Raw genomic sequence first — 17789 nt, forward strand, 5'->3', positions numbered from 1 at the left:
AAACCCTCCATAATATTAAATACGATAGCTATCCTATCATCTTACTTATTTTCCTTTTTGAAGATGATAAAATATTCAAAGACTCCCTGTATTTGGCTACAGTCCTTCTAGAAATTTGAATATTACGTTCTCCTAATATTTCGGCTATACGCTGATCAGATAATGTTTTATCATCAGTAAGCTCTTTTTCTAATAATCCTTTAATTAAGCTTTTAATTACTATACTAGATAGCTTATCATCATTAGTATTAGAACCAATACAAGAAGAAAAGAAATATTTAAACTCAAATATACCAAGCGGAGTAGACATATATTTATGAGCCGTAGATCTACTAATGGTACTTTCATGTAAACTTAAAGCATCAGCTACATTCTTTAAAGTCAAAGGCCTTAGATACATAACACCTCTTTCAAAAAAATCTTTCTGATACTCAACAATGAATCTAGCAACTTTTAAAATTGTTTTAACTCGATGATCCACTGCCCTTGCTAATATATTAGCATTTTTTAAGTGTTCTGACAAATATTGTTGTTCATGATTTTTAATTTTATTTTTAATTTTCAAATAATAATCGTAGTTTACCGATATTCTAGGCAGTATTTCACTATTCAATTCTATTATAAAACTACCATCAATGTTTTTTTTAAGTAATATATCAGGTTTTATAGAATGATTCTGCATATTAGCATATATATTAGCTGGTCTAGGATTAAGAGTTTTAATTACCTTAATCATAGTATATATCTCTTTTAAATCTACATTACAAATCCTGGCAAGATTTACAAATTCACTATTTGCTACCAAAGGTAAATTTTCTATTAATTTTTCCATAGAAGAGCTTAATTTACCAATATTATTTAGCTGTATACGTAAGCACTCAGCTAAATTTCTAGCAAAGATGCCAGCTGGTTCAAAATTTTGTAATAAACTTAAGGTAGACTCTATCTCAGATATACTACAACCTATATTTCTAGATAGAGATATAAAATCACATTCTATATAACCGTTGTCATCAATATACTCTATAAGTTTGAAAGCTATTAACCGTATTCGATGATCTGAAATTGAAGTATATATTTGTCTTATTATATTTTCATGAAAAGTTTCTGAATAAGCAATATAACTAGTACTATCGCCTGTTCCATGTGGACGTACGTTATAATAATTATTTTCTACTATTTCACTTTCATCTAATTCGTGTTTTTCTTCTGCTTCACCACTATCAGAAATTAAAAATGGGTTTGCCTCCAATTTTTGATTAATATATTCTGCTAATTCTATTGAAGAAAATTGTAATAACTTAATGGATTCTTGCATGGAATTGGTCATCACAATATTAGAGGATGCTTTAATTTTTAAGGCGGAATGTAATCTGTAATTCATAAATAGTTTATATTATCTAATTATTAAATTGTTATTATATTACCTCTATTATAAATACTAATATATGAATATTTGGTAAAAAACGCTTAAGAAAAAAAAATATAAAAAAAACGTTTAAATATCTTTAATTTATGATTTTTAATCTTGCATTACTAACGAAGCGTTATTAAAATACCAAGCGTACAAGGTAGATTATTGGTAATTTAAATGTAAATTATATAGGATTAAGATTTAGCAATTTATGACAGCACACCCAATTGATATCCATATAGGACAAAAACTAAAATCTCGTAGAATCACTATAGGTATGAGTCAAGAAGATTTAGGTAATGCTATAGGAGTAACTTTTCAACAGATACAAAAATATGAACGTGGTATTAATAAAATGTCTTTAAGTAGACTATTCGATATAGCTTCTATACTTAATACTCCTATAATCTTTTTCCTAGAAGGTATAGGCAAAAGAGGACGTCCTGCCCTTGCAGAAGATAAAATTGATCTATTATTAGATAAAAATAAATGTGATAACAAGGAAGTTTTAAGTCTTGTAAGAGCATATAGTAATATTAGTGATGAAAAAACCAGAAGACATATACTAGCTTTAGTCAAAGGGTTATCTGGTAATTAACATTTATTATCAGGAATTATTTTCAATTTATACTTGATATTATATTCAAAGCTATCGTAATTAAACTTAAAAACACAAGCCTTATTATATAGCTCTATTTTATAGAAACGTACTATTATTTAAATTTAGCAGCTATGTTGCATTATTATATTGTATCTCATTACAGACTGTTTTCATTATACTTTCAGTTCTAAATTGATAAATAATTAAACATTAAATCTAAAATGAAATATATCGCCATCTTGCACTATGTATTCTTTTCCTTCTAGGCGCATTTTACCTGCTTCCTTTGCACCCTGCTCACCAACATGCTCTATATAATCATCATAAGAAATAGTTTCTGCTCTAATAAATCCTTTTGCAAAATCAGTATGAATAACTCCAGCGGCCTGAGGAGCCGTTGCATTTTTTTCGACAGTCCATGCATGCGCTTCTTTAGGACCTATAGTGAAAAAAGTAATCAAATCCAATAAATTATATCCTGATTTTATTATTTGCGATAATCCAGTATCCATTAATCCAATACTACCCAAGAATTCCTTTTTTTCCTCATCATCAGATAACATAGAAATTTCAGCTTCAATCTGAGCGGAGATGATAACCGATTTCCTACTTTCCTTTAAAGCATATTTTTCAACCAATTGAGTAAAATTATTACCTGATACTGCCTCATACTCAGCAACATTACATACATACATCATAGGTTTAGCAGTAATAAATTGTAAAGCATTTAACTTATTCTTTTCAATATTTGCTAGTCTGGCTGGCTTTCCTTCTACTAAAAATTTTTCTATATATTTTATAGTTTCCAATTGATCTAGAATGTTTTTATCAGCGCTTTTTGCCTTCTTTTCTAAAGCTTGAATACGCTTTTGCGCCGATTCTAAATCAGCAATAATTAACTCCATTTCAATAATTTCAGCATCACGCACAGGATCTATTTCACCTTCAACATGTGTAATATCATTATTTTGAAAACATCTCAAAACATGTATTATAGCGTCCACTTCTCTTATGTGAGATAAAAATTGATTTCCTAATCCTTCTCCTTGACTTGCTCCTTTCACTAACCCAGCAATATCAACAAATTCTATTTGGGTAGGTATAATCTTTGCAGATCCTGCTATTTTTGCTAATTTATTTAGCCTTCCATCTGGAACAGATACACGTCCTACATTAGGATCTATAGTACAAAATGGATAATTAGCTGCTTCAGCTTTCATCGTAGCAGTTAGCGCATTAAATAATGTTGATTTACCTACATTGGGTAGTCCAACTATACCACATTTAAATCCCATATTTATAATCTCATAATATATTTTCTTAATAAAAATCAATTTTGTTATAACAAAATTATTCTAATATATCAATTAAAGCTTTATTTTTCTAGTTTTATTAAGAATTTTCTCTAACATTAATATTGTCATAATTTCTAAATTAAATTAAAAGTCAATAATTAATTCTTTTATTTTAAATATAAAAATAACTTTAAAATAATTATATATAATAAAAGAATTGTTTAAATTATTAAATCATTAACTATTATATAATATGATGAAATAATAAGCGCTTATTAAATACTTTAATATTAGTTTAAACATGGAGAATATATATGTTGATAAGCTTAGATAAATTAATATCTGTTTTATCTTCAATCAAAGACGGGTTAGATAGTGTATCTCATCTATTTACAGATTATATCAAAGGTTTTAGTGATACTATGGCAATACCTACAGACACCTTTAATTATATCCATAATGATAATGCATCTTTAGGAATAGATCACACTGGAGAATGGGATACCAATATGTACAACATGGGTGTATTCAGTGCCCATTGCTTTAAATTTGTAGATAACGTTAAGAATATTGCTGCTAAAACTTCTGCTGCTGCCTCCCCATTTGCAGGCTATATCTCACTAGCAGACGATCTACTATACTATTAGCAAATCTTTATAATACAATAATCTTTAGATATGAAGAATCATATGTATTAATTATATGTATTAATTGAGCCAAAGGTAAGGAGCTTTTTTAAGGTCCTTACCTTAATTTTAAAGTTGAGAGCCCTATCAGGGCAAAAATAATAGCTATAATCCAAAAACGTATTACTATGGTAGATTCACTCCATCCTAGTTTTTCAAAATGATGATGCAACGGCGCCATTTTAAAAAAACGTTTTCCTCCTGACAATTTATAATAATATACTTGTATCATAACTGATAAAGCTTCCATCACAAATAATCCACCTATAATAGATAATACAATCTCATGCTTAGTAATAACGCTAATTACACCTATACTTGCTCCTAGCGATAAACTCCCTACATCCCCCATAAAAATTTTAGCAGGAGGTGCATTAAACCATAAAAACCCTAAACCAGCTCCCATCATAGCTGAACAAAATACTGTAATTTCCCCAACTCCAGGTACATAGTGTATTTGTAAGTAATTAGCAAAGATAATATTGCCAACTAAATAGCTAATTAAAGCAAAACATACTGAAGCAATAACTACCGCTCCTATAGCTAGACCATCTAGACCATCTGTTAAATTTACTGCATTAGAAGCACCAGTAATAACTATGCTGGTAAATATTATGTAAAATACCCCTAAATCAATAAGAGTATTTTTAAAAAATGGTAATGCTAAATGAGATTTCAATTCATTAGGTGTTATTAGTTGGATACATATACACACAATTATACTAATTAAAAACTGAAATAATAATTTTTGCTTACCACTCACGCCCTTATGATTTCTCTTACTAACCTTAAGGTAATCATCTACAAAACCTATGAAGCCAAACCCTATGGTTGTAAAAAGCACTATTAATATATATTGGTTACTAAGATTTGACCAAATGAAGGTAGAGCCTATAGCAGAAATTAATATAATAATCCCCCCCATTGTTGGAGTACCTTGTTTAGTTAGTAAATGACTTTCTGGACCATCATCCCGAATAGGTTGGCCCCCATTTTGAATAGAATTCAAAAATTTTATAATTTTAGGCGCTATAAAAAAGCTTAAAAACAATGAGGTAAGTAATGCTCCACTACTACGAAAAGTAATATAACGAAAAATATTGAAAACACTATGAACTTCAGATAATGGAAATAACAGATGATATAACATTTACGATAATAGCTCTTTAACTAGTTTAAATACTGAGGTTCCAAAAGACCCTTTAATTAAAATCATATCACCATCTTCTATATAATCATCTATTACCTTTATAACTTCATCTACATTAGTAAAACTAGCTAATCTTTTTTCAGATGGCAATTTATCATACAAAAATTGCATATTATATCCTACTGCAATTACCTTATCAATATCATTATTTATAACATCTGCAGCAAGCTCTTGATGCAGCTTTGGGGCATCAACCCCTAGCTCATATACATCCGATAAAATCGCTATTTTTCTACCTTGCAATTTTCTACAATTACTTAACACATTTAAAGCTGCACGAATAGAAAGAGGATTAGCATTATAACTGTCATCTATTACTAGAAAATGCTTTCCATTTCTTGTGACATTATGGTGGGCACCACGCCCTGGCAAAGCAGAAAAATTACCTAAATTATGAGCTGCGATTTCTAAATCACCACCACTTGCTACTACTGCACCTAAAACTGCTAAACTATTAGAAGCGAAATGCTTCCCACAACTATTAATTTTATAAGTAATAATTGAACCCAAAATATCAGCTTTTATAAGGCTATAATCTTGATTTTCTGCATATTCTATTAACTTGCAATTAGCACTCTGTCCAGTACCAAAACTTATAATATTTTTTATCCCACATCCCTTAGCTTTCTCATATAACAATGTAAATGAAGAACTATCATTATTAATAAAAGCAAACCCATTTTTGTTAGTATGTAAAAATATCTCAGCTTTAGCCTCTGCTATTTTCTCGATTGAACCAAAAAACTCTAAATGAGCTGCATCAACTGTAGTGATAATAGAAATATCAGGTTTAACATATGAACTTAATTCAGCCATCTCCCCTGCGTGATTCATACCTAATTCAAAAATTGCAAATTTCATATCCAAAGATACATTACTTAAACCTATGGTAGTACCTAATAAATTATTATAATTACCATAACTTGCAAAAATATTTGCCTGTGAACTCATAGCTATTTTTATCATCTCTTTAGTACTAGTTTTTCCAGCACTACCAGTAATAGCAATCATAGTGGTATCAAGACGATCACGATTATACGCCGCAAATGTTCTGAGCGCTTGCAAATTATCACCTATTAATAATAAAGGATAATGATGGGGATTACTCTCAGGTATATATTCTACCATTGCTGCTACTGCCCCTTTACTAAAAGCGTCCTCTAAATACAAATGCCCATCCGTTTCTTTGCCTTTAAATGCCACAAATATATTCCCATGCTTGATTAAACGGCTATCTATAGAAAAAGAATTTGCCTGCCAATTTGTACTATTAATTAAGGTACCTTGTGAAATTTGAGCTAACTTTTCCGCTTGCCATAAAGACATTCTGAATTCCTAATAATTTATTGTTTTATTACGCTTATCATTATTATACCAATTCCTTAAACTATGGTTAATACTATAATGTTTTGGTTATTCCTGCGCATTCCTTCCTTTGTCTTCCCAAGAAAGCTGGAATCTAATTATATTATTCCTATACTTAATACCAAATACCGTTCTTCACGCGTATCACCTTATCACTTGCTCACTACCTGCTCCTTTTTTGCCCGATAATGTAACAAATAGTAGGAGAGCGAAGAATTAATGATATCGCAAGATTAACTGTTTTACTATACTATTCTTACTCATAATTGTATATATACTAAATTACGATACTGTACAGCATAAAATTAAGATAATAGAAGTATCGCAAATTAATCTTTTTTGGCAATTTAAATTTGCTAAATTACTATAACGTCACTTATCTAATTTTAAGTACGCAATTTTTTGCAATAATAGCTCTGCAGCATATCTTTCAGCCAAACGTTTGGAAGAAGCTGAAGCAGAAACACCTTCTAATCCATCTACTTTCACTTCTACTACAAATGTTGGTAAATGAGCAGGACCTTTTGTATCTATAATATTATATATAGGTATAGATTTTCCTTGTTTTTGTGCCCATTCCTGCAAAGAAGTCTTAGGATCTTTAGGAGGTGTTTTAACAGAACGCGCCATCGGTAACCAATATTTATAGACAAATTGACGTGCCTTTTCGAAACCAGAATCAATATAAATAGCACCTATTAATGCTTCTAAAGCATTTTCAAGATTAGTTTTATTTTTTTGTCCACCTCCATTTTTTTCTCCTTCGGTCATCATCAAAAAATTTCCTAACCCAATTTGAGTTGCAATTTCTGATAATGCTTCACCACAAATCAAAGCTGACCTTCTCTTAGCTAATGCCCCTTCACGCTCGTTACCATATTCATTGATTAAAAATTCTGTAATTATGAGTCCAAGCACCGCATCACCTAAAAATTCTAGCCTTTCATAATTACCTTGCTTTAAAATATTTTTATTATGATTAAGCGCAGACAAACTCGGATGAGTAAGCGCTTCTACCAGTAGATCATCATTATTAAACTTATAACCAATTATATTACTAATTTGCTCTATCTGTAATGCTTTCAAAATTATTACCCACTACTTGTTTAGGTGCTAGTTTAGTAAAAAATCTATCTAAATTTAAATCATACAGCCATGTCCATATAGCCCATAAAGAAGACTTTGATGAAAAGAAAATTAATTGTGCTTTACCTACGATATTCACATATGGCACATAACCGACTTTATCCAAAAATCTACTATCTATAGAATTATCTCTATTATCCCCCATAAAGAAGTATTTATCTTTAGGAACAGTATATATTTTTGTATTATCTAGCGGTCCTCGTTCCTTATCTTTTAATACGTTATACGAAACTCCATTAGGTAAAACTTCAACATATTTTTCAATGTGTTTACCATTACCATCAATAAATGTTCCTTCTCTTATCTGCTCTACTGCCACCCCATTAATATAAACTACTCCATTCATTACTTGTATTTTATCACCAGGTAATCCTATAAGCCTTTTTATATAATTAACACTTGGATGATAAGGATTTCTAAATACTATAACATCTCCACGCTCAGGATGAGCAAATTCAGCAACACGCCCTGCAAATAAATTCAATCCTAGTGGTAATGAATATCTGCTATATCCATAAGAAAATTTAGAAACAAAAATATAATCTCCATCAATTAAAGTAGGCTTCATTGAACCAGATGGTACGTGATAAGGCTCATATACAAATGACCTAAATACTAATGCCACTATAATAGCAACCAAAAACGTCCTAAAAAATTCACCGTAATAAGCTTTGTCCCTTTTTAACATTTTCATCCATAAAATTTAAATTATATCAACTATCAAAGATTCTCCTGACATTTCATTAGATTTTGGTAAATCCATTATATGCAAAATAGTAGGAGCAACATCGGCAAGAGTTCCATCCTTTAATCTCATTGACCTATTAACATTATTACCTATGACTACAAATGGCACAGGATTAGTTGTATGTGCGGTATAAGCAGCGCCTGTAATATCATCTTTCATTTGTTCTGCATTACCATGATCTGCAGTAATTAACATTGTAGTACCAACTGTTAATATAGCGTTTAGTAATCTACCCAAACATTCATCAAGCACCTCTATTGCCTGAATAGTGGCTAACATGTTACCACTATGACCTACCATATCACTATTTGCATAATTAACAACTACCAAATCAAATTTTTTAGACTTAATAGCATCAATTAAATTATCGGTAATTAACCTTGCAGACATTTCTGGTTTTAAATCATAAGTAGCAACTTTAGGAGAAGGTATCAAAATTCTTTCTTCACCAGAATATACTTCTTCCCTCCCTCCATTCAAAAAGAAAGTAACATGAGCATATTTCTCAGTTTCAGCAATCCGTAATTGAGCTAACCCAGATTTAGAAATTATTTCTGGCAAACTTCCGCTAATAGTTACAACAGGGAATAAAGGAGGAATAAATTTATTTAATTGATTAGAATATTCAACCATACCTATAGCAAATATTTCTAAATTTAAGGTATAAAATTCTTTAAATGATTGATCTAAAATAGCCGCTAAAAGCTGTCTTACTCTATCAGCTCTAAAATTAGCCATAATCAACCCATCACCATTTTCTATACCTTGATAAGCACCTACTATGATAGGCTCAATAAATTCATCCGTTATATTGCTCTGATAATTATCAGATATAGCCTTGATAATATCCTCCGTTCTATTACCTTCTGATTGCACTATTGCCCGGTAACTTTTCTCTATTCTATCCCATCTTTGATCACGATCCATAGCAAAATATCGCCCAGCTACCGTAGCAATCTTTACTACTCCTCTGGTATGCTCACTAATTTTTAAAAGTTTTTGTATAAACTCTATACCAGTACCAGGTAATACATCTCTTCCATCTAAAAAAACATGCATCATTGTTTGTATATTATGAGCACTCAGCACTTGAATAAGATATATTATATGATCAATATGCGAATGTACTCCACCATCCGAAAGCATCCCAAGCAGATGACAAGTTTTATTATTACTTTTTAAATATTCTATCTGTGCTTGCAATAAAGCATTTTCTTTCAAAACATCATTATTAATAGCATCATTGATGCGTGGTAAATCCTGTTTTATAACTCTCCCACTACCAATTGTCATATGGCCCACTTCAGAATTACCCATTTGTCCTTCAGGTAATCCTACGGCTGCTCCAGAAGTTAACAACTTAGAATGAGGATAGTTTTCAAGTATATTATCCCAATTAGGGGTCCTAGCCTGGGTAATAGCATTATCGATATTATCACTATTGCCAATACCCCACCCATCTAAAATACATAATACTAATGGTCTCGATTGTGTTGTGTTATTCATTCTATTCCATTAAAAAGCTTTTTTTAATCTTTCTCCAGTAATAATATAGTGCGTAATTTTAGCAATTTTAGTTACATAATCTCCAATACGCTCTATATTTTTAACTACAAAAATTAATTGCATCATTGATGCTGTATTGGAAGAAAGTTTTAACTGATTATTAATTAATTTATCCATTAAGCCATAGTATATTTTATCTACATTTCTATCTCGTTCAGCTACGTTAAGAGCTTTATTATCATCATGCATTTTAAAAGCTATTACTACATCTTTTAGCATAGTGACAATAATAGCTATCATTTGATCTATATCTTCTAAAATATCACTACTTATTTCTATATTAATTTTAGACGCACGTTTAGCTATATTTTTAGCCAAATCTCCCATACGCTCCATAATTACAGCTAGTTTTAATGCAGATACTACTTGACGTAAGTCAATTGCCATTGGCTGCCTTAACGCCAATAATACAGTCGCTCTATGTTCTATCTCAGAATCATATTTATTAATTTTTTGATCAGTGATATTAGCTATATCAATAAAGCTTTTATCTAATTCTTGCAATGATTTTCCAGCAATTTCTACTAATTCTTTTACTAACTCTCCCATATTAATAATAGCATTAACAAGCGCAGACAATTCCTGATCATACGAATTTACTATATGTTGGGACACTATATGTACCTCCATTTATTTATTTCTTATCTTACATAGTCAAATTAAGTTAAAATACATACAAATTACTCCTCGTATTTTTCTAAGCTCTAATTTACTAATACTATATTAAAAACCATTATTTATGCTTCAATAAACACATTATAACTTATATTTACTTAAGGGTATAACTGCTAATAATATTATTATTTATTTTATTAAAGATAGATATATAACATGATATGTATTTAAAATTTATAATATTTTATATCAAAAGTATTTTGATAATAATACCACAAATTTAAATTAACTTATTATATTTTCTCCACTTTGGTTACACCACATAATTTTTATTAATCACTATAAAGCCAAAAGCCCATATTGTATTTTTTGCTTAATATCAAATAAATTTGGAAACAACCAGCCACTAATACTAGCAATATTTTGCCATATTCCAACCTTTTTTTGTAGATTAATATCGTGTATTGGTAGATTTTTAATGTTTTTACTTTCTTGTAACCAAATAAGTGCTTCTTTTTCCCCTCCTATTGCATCAATAAGTTTATTTTTTACAGCTTGACTACCTGTAAATATTCTGCCATCTGCAAGTCCTAATACCTCTTCTTTAGTCATTTTTCTACGTTCAGCTATTAGCTTCACAAAAAAATCATAGTTATCCATAATCACTGTATTTATTTCTTGTTCTACTTGAGGTGTAATCCGCTCAAAAGGTGATGGCGTACCCTTTAAAGGTGCAGACTTAAAGCTATATGGTTTAATACCTATTTTTTCAACCATATCTACGGCTTCAAATGTTTGCAATATAATACCTATTGAACCCGTAATACTACCATTTCTTGCTAATATATAATCAGCAGCACATGCTATCATATATCCTCCAGAGGCTGCTATTGTTCCCATTATGGCAACCACAGGCTTAGAGGTAGAGATATCACGTAAAGCATCAAATATTATTTCACTACCCACTTCAGTACCGCCAGGACTATTAATGTGTAATATCAGGGCTTTTACTCTTGGATTTTGGACGAGAGATGATAATACTTTTTCATAATTTGCTTCTTCAGTAATAATACCACTTATTCTTACTCTAGCTATATATTCGGATTGGTTTGTTAAAATAGGCACTTGTTTATTAAATGCACATAATAATATAATCAGCAAAGCAAAGATGGCTATTAACTTCCATATCAATAGATTTCTTTTCAGTTTTTTTCTATCCATCAACATATTAGAAGTTAATGACATAATTCCCCCTTAACCACCACTTAAAAATATTCAATAAATTTCTGACTACTAGTGAAAACAGTTGATCATTGATACAAGTCATACAGAGCAAAACCTACAATTAGTAAGAGAGCAAAGAGCTAACGACATCCCAAGTTCAAATATTTTCACTACAAGTGTATATTTAATTAGCATAAACTTCTACATTTATTTATTATTACGCTAGTTTTCAATCAAATAATTAGATTTATATAGTAATTATTCACGTATATTTTATAGTAAATTAAGTTGTATTTGGGACGAGGGCAGATAAAGCGAAGCCTTATATGTTAAATGATGGTAAAATAAGCCTTATCATAAAATAGAAGGATAACTTTGAGCTAACTACATCCCGAATCCAAATCCATTTACTATATCAGTTAATTTAGTTCTAAGCTAAGTACAGCATTTTGGTAAAGAGTCCAGCTAAACTTGACTATATATATAAATTCTCTAATATTAAATTTTAAATTTAATAAACTTTTATTTAATAAGCCATATATGAAAAAATCTATCAAGATCTTATCTTCAACTACTATAAATAGAATAGCCGCAGGCGAAGTTATTGAACGGCCTGCATCTGCAGTAAAAGAATTAATAGAAAATGCAATTGATGCTAAGGCTACGCAGATAGATATTTTGTTACAAAATGCCGGACGTAATTTGATACAAATAACTGATAATGGGCATGGAATGAATAAGGAGGAACTTGGTATAGCTATTGAGCGCCATGCTACCTCCAAATTAGAAGAAGATGACTTACTTAATATTTCTTATTTTGGTTTTCGTGGAGAAGCTTTACCTTCTATAGCTTCTGTAAGTCGTATGACTATAACTAGTCGTACTAAAGACTCTGAACATGCTTGGAGGATTACAATCAATGGTGGAGACAAAGAACCAACTATTCCAGCATCTTCTTTGGTTGGAACTATCATTGAGGTACGTGATTTATTTTTTGCTACTCCTACCAGATTAAAATTTTTAAAAAGTGAAAGAACGGAATTACAATATATTGTTGACATAGTTCATAAATTAGCTATTGCGCATATTAATGTGGGATTTTCCTTATCTACTGACAAAAAAGAAATTTTTAGCTTACGCCCTTCAACACTTTTAGAGCGCATCAGCGTAATATTAGGTGAAGAATTTGCAAATAATAGCCTCGCTCTTAATACAACGGTAGAAAATTTGAGTATTCAAGGATATACTAGTTTACCTACCTTCAATAGAAATACGAGTTCTGAATTATATTTATTTGTAAATAATAGACCAGTTAAGGATAAACTGATTATCACCGCAGCTAAAATAGCTTATCAAGATTTTATGCCACGTGAACGTTATCCAGTATTAGTTTTATTTCTAACTATTCCATATGATCAAGTCGATGTAAATGTACACCCAACAAAAGCTGAGGTAAGGTTTAGAGATAGCGATATAATACGTAATATTATTATCAAATCTATTAAAGATGCTTTATCTCAGGGTTCACATCGCACTTCTACTACCATTACTACTAAAGCTATTAATAGTTTTAAACCGTCTATTAATGCTATTCCGAGTACGTATATTAATTCTATCCTTAAATCAAATGATATAACTAAAAATTATTATGCTCCTCTAGAATCTGCTAAAAAAATAGCTTCTGTTGCCTCTACTCCTCTAGAAGTAACACCTTCCTTTTTAGATCAAAACTCTACGCCTACTACACATGCACCTATAAATAAACAAGAAAATTCTAAAAACACTATATCTTCAGAATCTACTGATATTACACTACCTATAGTCAATCTAGGCAATGCAAAAAGTCAATTATATTCAACTTATATCATAGCCGAAAAAGACACCGGCATAGTAATCATAGATCAACATGCAGCCCATGAAAGATTAATATATGAAAAATTAAAGCTATCTTATAATCAAGGCAAAATCCTTAAACAACGATTATTAGTACCTGAAATTTTAGAACTAGATACTAAATTAATTATACCCCTTAACAAAGCTAGAAATGATCTAGATAAATTGGGTTTAACTTATGAAATTTGTGGGGATAATACCGTAATGGTTAACGAAATACCTCTATTACTAGGAAAGGTAAATGTAGCAACCCTTATCAAAGATATTGCAGATGAATTATTAGAATATGAGGAAGATTTAAGCCTGAGTAGCGCTATTGAACATATTCTTGAAACGTTTGCTTGCCACCATAGTATTAGGGCAGGAAGAAAACTTTCTTTAGAAGAAATGAATGCAATGCTACGTGAAATGGAAAATACTCCCCACTCAGGGCAATGCAATCATGGTCGTCCTACCTATATAGAATTAAACTTCAAAGATATAGAAAAACTTTTTGGACGTTCATAATTAATTCTCTCTATTCTAAATAATATAACAGACTTTTCTTACCTTATTTAAATTGTATAAATTTTATTTAATAATTAGATTAAGTATTTTTTACTATAATGATAGTTGACTTTCGTTAATATGGTTACTATATTGGCAGCAAATGAGAATTATTATCAATTAGGAGGCAATGTGAATAAATATATACCTATAATAGCCGCACCCGTTATTTCATATTCTGCATATTATGCACGCACAAACAACTACTGTAATTTACCTATATTAAATAAAGTCTGTGAGATATCTGAAACCGTAGGTCATTTTATAACCAAACATCTGATAATTGAAGGCTTATTACATCATTTAGAAATCCTAGCAACTACAACCATTATAAATCATGTCACTACTCCATATCAAGATAGCCATAACATTCTACTAACCTTACCTTATTGTGGCTATAATGTTGTGTCTAATATTTTGGCCACTACAACTTCTCCTATAAATGTATTCATGGAACATACTGAGCTTAATCTAGGAAAAGGTGCAGTAGTATTATATGGATTAAGCCTTATTAAAAATGATATACAATTATATGCTGAAAAATACACTGACTTTGGCCCTCACCTTGCACATATTTACGAATGGTATCATAATGCCGGCAAAGGTACATCTATAGAAACATACTATAATACAGCTGATGATTTATGGGCTGTAATACATCCACTACACCATTTTTCAGATGCACACAAGCAATTGGATAAAAATAGCAACACCCAAGAATTAATAGGTACCCTATTATTATCTACTACCTTTTATATTTATGAGCTTGAAGAAATCAAGGAAGGAATCTATAACTTAGCAAATACCGTAACACCTACTTATAATCATTATTTTAATCCTGTTCAGAATATAGAAAATATTCTCTATCACAATTCTTCTATGAATATATGCTATCCTCAAGAAGAATATAATTCTTAGAAATACATAATATTGGTATGTGCTTTGATCCATACATAGGTCAATAAACTAAAATAATGAGTTAGTCTGAATTTAGTCACTACAATTCTAAATTTAGACTAACCCCATTTTTTCATTTAATTATTAACGGCCAGCCTTTCCATACGATAACCTATTCCAACTTCAGTTCTAATATAATATGGAGAGGTAGGTTTCATTTCTAATTTTTTACGCAACTGGCCTATATAAACGCGTAAATACTGAGTATCATACGAATGAGAAGGTCCCCATACTTTATTTAAAATTTGAGTATGCGTAAGCATTTTTCCTTTATTTTGTATTAAATATGCTAATAAATTATACTCCTTTGGTGAAAGCTGAACAATTTCTCCTCTTTTTCTAACTTCATGCTTTTCTAAATCCATTATAATTTCACCCAATTCTAGCTTAATTTCTTGTAATTCTTTAAATTTTGCAGTACGTAAAGCTGCTTTTACCTTCGCAGCTAGAATATGAATATTAAAAGGTTTTATTATATAGTCATCTATACCTTCACTAAAAGCGTCTAATATCAAAGAATCATTATCTTGCTCAAGTGTTGCAATTATAGGCATATACTGAGATCTTGCTCTAATTTTTGCTATAATGTCTACACTTGATATATCTGAAAAAGTTAAATCAAGTAAAACTAATTCTGGTTTTATAACTTGGGATAATCTTAAAGTTTCCTTACCTGTACCAGCTTCAATAGTTCTATAGCCAGCAGATTGCAATGCATTCCTTAATAATTTACGCATTTGTACTATGGTATCGCTTATTAACACGGTAGATTTTATATTACGCATTACTCCCTCCTCATTTTTTAAGCCATAGTATAAAGCATGAATAATTTGATAAATTACCAAAGTTTTTAGTTATATACAATAGAAAATGTACAACTTTAAGTTGAAATTTAATAGAAAAATATATTGTATATAATTATAGACATAAAAGAGCAAATAATACAACCATTAAGATATTGGTGCTACAATTTACTCTATTAATAAGTAATGAAATACAACTTAATAACCATGAAATATAAAAAATAATATAATATATTTAAACGATTATAATTAAGTAGTTTTTAGAGAATACAAAATTGATATATAGTTTTTTCAGCTTCCTTAACAGATAGGAATGTGAACAAAACCTACTCTTTGTTAGATGAACAGAGAAGAATGCATATGCTAGTTCAAATCAAGAAACTATAGTAAATTGATTTGAACTTGCGAACGCGGTTAACTCAAAGCTCTCCTACTATTTATCCCAGAGTGGGACTAATGGTAGGCCTCGCTTATCTCTCCTATAGCATTAAATGATTAAATCTTAAGAAACAACAAGGTATTAACCTGATTAGATACTTTTATAATATTTTTACTAAGGTATTAATATCGTCAATATCATTTATAGATATAGATTTTATATCTTTATCTATACGCTTGGTAAGGCCAGTTAATACTTGACCAGCGCCTATTTCTATAATAGTTTCAACACCATGATTTTTCATAAATACTATTGATTCTCTCCACTTTACCATAGAAGTAACTTGTTTTACAAGTAATGAACGTATTTGCAAAGGCTCTTGAACATCTAAAGCTGTTACATTTGCAACTATAGGTAAAATTGGTGCCTTAATCTCTATTTCAGCCAAAGCATTATTCATAATATCTTGCGCAGGTTTCATTAACTCTGAATGGAAAGGAGCGCTAACATTTAGTTTTATAGCTTTTTTACCATATACACTAATTGTTATATTTACTGCACGATCTATAGCTTCTGAGGTACCACTCAACACTATTTGTCCCGGAGAATTATCATTAGCAATTTGGCATACTTCACCAACTGCAGCTTGAGTTGCTATTAATTCTGCTTCTGTAAATTCTAACCCTAGTAATGCAGCCATACCTCCTTGCCCAACAGGCACGGCTTGTTGCATAGCCTTACCCCGTGTGCGTAATAATAATGCTGTATCTGTAAGAGTGAGAGCTTTCATTGCAGCTAACGCGCTATATTCACCTAATGAATGCCCGGCCGCAAATAAAGCGCCTTGTGCCAAATCAATATTGGCATCTTTTTCTAACACCCGTACTAAAGCCATAGATACAGCCATAAGGGCTGGCTGTGTATTTTCTGTCAAACTTAATTCTTCTATAGATCCATTAAAAATAATATAGGATAATTTTTGCTTTAAAACTTCATCAACTTCTTCAAATACTTCACGCGCATTTACAAAATTCTCAGCTAGATTTTTACCCATACCTACAAACTGAGCACCTTGTCCAGGAAAAACAAAAGCTTTGGTCATCTATCTCTCTATATTTTTATATTTTACAAACTATAGTAAATTAAGTTGTATAGTCAAATGCTATACATACCGTTATATAACAAAACTTATTATAAATTCCAACTCATATTATCAAATATATTTTTTATAATAAACATTGAATCCAGAATTATAGGTCGCCCAATCCTAATACTTATATAATAATAAATTAGAGCTTAAGAATAACCAATTAACAAGGCATGCAATAAACATATGAGCTT

At 30.4% G+C, this 17789-nt stretch carries 15 protein-coding genes; 4 read left to right on the forward strand and 11 right to left on the reverse strand.

Features of this window, described 5'->3' with window-relative positions:
• Window positions 1-28 precede the first annotated feature (28 nt).
• Entirely contained in the window at window positions 29-1384 is a 1356-nt protein-coding gene (locus tag NOVO_02420; protein AIL64878.1) for an RNA polymerase factor sigma-54, read from the reverse strand.
• A gap of 241 nt (window positions 1385-1625) precedes the next feature.
• Between NOVO_02420 and NOVO_02425 the strand changes: the two genes are divergently transcribed.
• The gene (locus NOVO_02425; protein ID AIL64879.1) at window positions 1626-2012 is read left to right on the forward strand and encodes a Helix-turn-helix domain protein; all 387 of its coding nucleotides are present in this window, start codon (window positions 1626-1628) and stop codon (window positions 2010-2012) included.
• A gap of 206 nt (window positions 2013-2218) precedes the next feature.
• Here NOVO_02425 and ychF read toward each other — a convergent pair whose 3' ends face one another.
• On the reverse strand, window positions 2219-3310 hold the full coding sequence (ychF, locus tag NOVO_02430) for a Ribosome-binding ATPase YchF (GenBank protein AIL64880.1): 1092 nt from the start codon (window positions 3308-3310) through the stop codon (window positions 2219-2221).
• A 314-nt stretch (window positions 3311-3624) separates the two neighbouring features.
• On the opposite strand from ychF, the gene NOVO_02435 reads away from it, so the two are divergent.
• Window positions 3625-3957: a hypothetical protein gene (locus NOVO_02435; protein AIL64881.1), complete on the forward strand. Its 333-nt coding sequence runs from the start codon at window positions 3625-3627 to the stop codon at window positions 3955-3957.
• Between the two features lie 97 nt (window positions 3958-4054).
• Here the strand turns inward: NOVO_02435 and mraY are convergent, their stop codons facing one another.
• The 7 genes from mraY to sppA form a co-directional block, all read right to left on the reverse strand.
• Window positions 4055-5146, reverse strand: a complete 1092-nt coding sequence (gene mraY, locus NOVO_02440) for a Phospho-N-acetylmuramoyl-pentapeptide- transferase (protein ID AIL64882.1) — start codon at window positions 5144-5146, stop codon at window positions 4055-4057.
• Window positions 5147-6532 (reverse strand): UDP-N-acetylmuramoyl-tripeptide--D-alanyl-D- alanine ligase, encoded by a 1386-nt coding sequence (murF, locus tag NOVO_02445; GenBank protein AIL64883.1) that lies wholly within the window; start codon window positions 6530-6532, stop codon window positions 5147-5149. It lies immediately after the preceding gene.
• Window positions 6533-6943: 411 nt separating this feature from the next.
• Window positions 6944-7657 carry a Ribonuclease 3 gene (gene rnc, locus NOVO_02450; protein AIL64884.1) on the reverse strand — a complete coding sequence of 238 codons (714 nt, stop codon included), beginning with the start codon at window positions 7655-7657 and terminating at the stop codon, window positions 6944-6946.
• Entirely contained in the window at window positions 7629-8405 is a 777-nt protein-coding gene (gene lepB, locus NOVO_02455; protein AIL64885.1) for a Signal peptidase I, read from the reverse strand. Before lepB ends, rnc begins: the two co-directional genes overlap by 29 nt.
• A gap of 15 nt (window positions 8406-8420) precedes the next feature.
• Window positions 8421-9971 carry a 2,3-bisphosphoglycerate-independent phosphoglycerate mutase gene (gpmI, locus tag NOVO_02460; protein AIL64886.1) on the reverse strand — a complete coding sequence of 517 codons (1551 nt, stop codon included), beginning with the start codon at window positions 9969-9971 and terminating at the stop codon, window positions 8421-8423.
• A gap of 9 nt (window positions 9972-9980) precedes the next feature.
• The gene (gene phoU, locus NOVO_02465) at window positions 9981-10646 is read right to left on the reverse strand and encodes a Phosphate transport system protein PhoU (protein AIL64887.1); all 666 of its coding nucleotides are present in this window, start codon (window positions 10644-10646) and stop codon (window positions 9981-9983) included.
• Window positions 10647-10985: 339 nt separating this feature from the next.
• Window positions 10986-11891 carry a Signal peptide peptidase A gene (gene sppA / locus NOVO_02470; protein ID AIL64888.1) on the reverse strand — a complete coding sequence of 302 codons (906 nt, stop codon included), beginning with the start codon at window positions 11889-11891 and terminating at the stop codon, window positions 10986-10988.
• Window positions 11892-12410: 519 nt separating this feature from the next.
• Between sppA and mutL the strand changes: the two genes are divergently transcribed.
• Together mutL and NOVO_02480 are read left to right on the forward strand one after the other, a co-directional pair.
• Entirely contained in the window at window positions 12411-14270 is a 1860-nt protein-coding gene (gene mutL, locus NOVO_02475) for a DNA mismatch repair protein MutL (protein AIL64889.1), read from the forward strand.
• 120 nt (window positions 14271-14390) lie between these two features.
• Entirely contained in the window at window positions 14391-15227 is an 837-nt protein-coding gene (locus tag NOVO_02480; protein AIL64890.1) for a hypothetical protein, read from the forward strand.
• A gap of 116 nt (window positions 15228-15343) precedes the next feature.
• Here the strand turns inward: NOVO_02480 and kdpE are convergent, their stop codons facing one another.
• Both kdpE and fabD read right to left on the reverse strand, forming a co-directional pair.
• A complete protein-coding gene (kdpE, locus tag NOVO_02485) occupies window positions 15344-16051 on the reverse strand; it encodes a KDP operon transcriptional regulatory protein KdpE (GenBank protein AIL64891.1) in 708 nt (235 codons plus the stop codon).
• Between the two features lie 557 nt (window positions 16052-16608).
• Window positions 16609-17550: a Malonyl CoA-acyl carrier protein transacylase gene (gene fabD / locus NOVO_02490; GenBank protein ID AIL64892.1), complete on the reverse strand. Its 942-nt coding sequence runs from the start codon at window positions 17548-17550 to the stop codon at window positions 16609-16611.
• Window positions 17551-17789: the final 239 nt, after the last annotated feature.

The organism is Rickettsiales bacterium Ac37b (assembly GCA_000746585.2).
Classification (GTDB): domain Bacteria; phylum Pseudomonadota; class Alphaproteobacteria; order Rickettsiales; family Arcanibacteraceae; genus Ac37b.

Bases quoted from the DNA above. Each gene is read 5' to 3' on its own strand.
- NOVO_02420 (AIL64878.1), bottom strand. From the start codon at position 1,384: ATGAATTACAGATTACATTCCGCCTTAAAAATTAAAGCATCCTCTAAT.
- NOVO_02425 (AIL64879.1), top strand. From the start codon at position 1,626: ATGACAGCACACCCAATTGATATCCATATAGGACAAAAACTAAAATCT.
- ychF (AIL64880.1), bottom strand. From the start codon at position 3,310: ATGGGATTTAAATGTGGTATAGTTGGACTACCCAATGTAGGTAAATCA.
- NOVO_02435 (AIL64881.1), top strand. From the start codon at position 3,625: ATGTTGATAAGCTTAGATAAATTAATATCTGTTTTATCTTCAATCAAA.
- mraY (AIL64882.1), bottom strand. From the start codon at position 5,146: ATGTTATATCATCTGTTATTTCCATTATCTGAAGTTCATAGTGTTTTC.
- murF (AIL64883.1), bottom strand. From the start codon at position 6,532: ATGTCTTTATGGCAAGCGGAAAAGTTAGCTCAAATTTCACAAGGTACC.
- lepB (AIL64885.1), bottom strand. From the start codon at position 8,405: ATGTTAAAAAGGGACAAAGCTTATTACGGTGAATTTTTTAGGACGTTT.
- gpmI (AIL64886.1), bottom strand. From the start codon at position 9,971: ATGAATAACACAACACAATCGAGACCATTAGTATTATGTATTTTAGAT.
- sppA (AIL64888.1), bottom strand. From the start codon at position 11,891: ATGTCATTAACTTCTAATATGTTGATGGATAGAAAAAAACTGAAAAGA.
- mutL (AIL64889.1), top strand. From the start codon at position 12,411: ATGAAAAAATCTATCAAGATCTTATCTTCAACTACTATAAATAGAATA.
- NOVO_02480 (AIL64890.1), top strand. From the start codon at position 14,391: ATGGTTACTATATTGGCAGCAAATGAGAATTATTATCAATTAGGAGGC.
- kdpE (AIL64891.1), bottom strand. From the start codon at position 16,051: ATGCGTAATATAAAATCTACCGTGTTAATAAGCGATACCATAGTACAA.
- fabD (AIL64892.1), bottom strand. From the start codon at position 17,550: ATGACCAAAGCTTTTGTTTTTCCTGGACAAGGTGCTCAGTTTGTAGGT.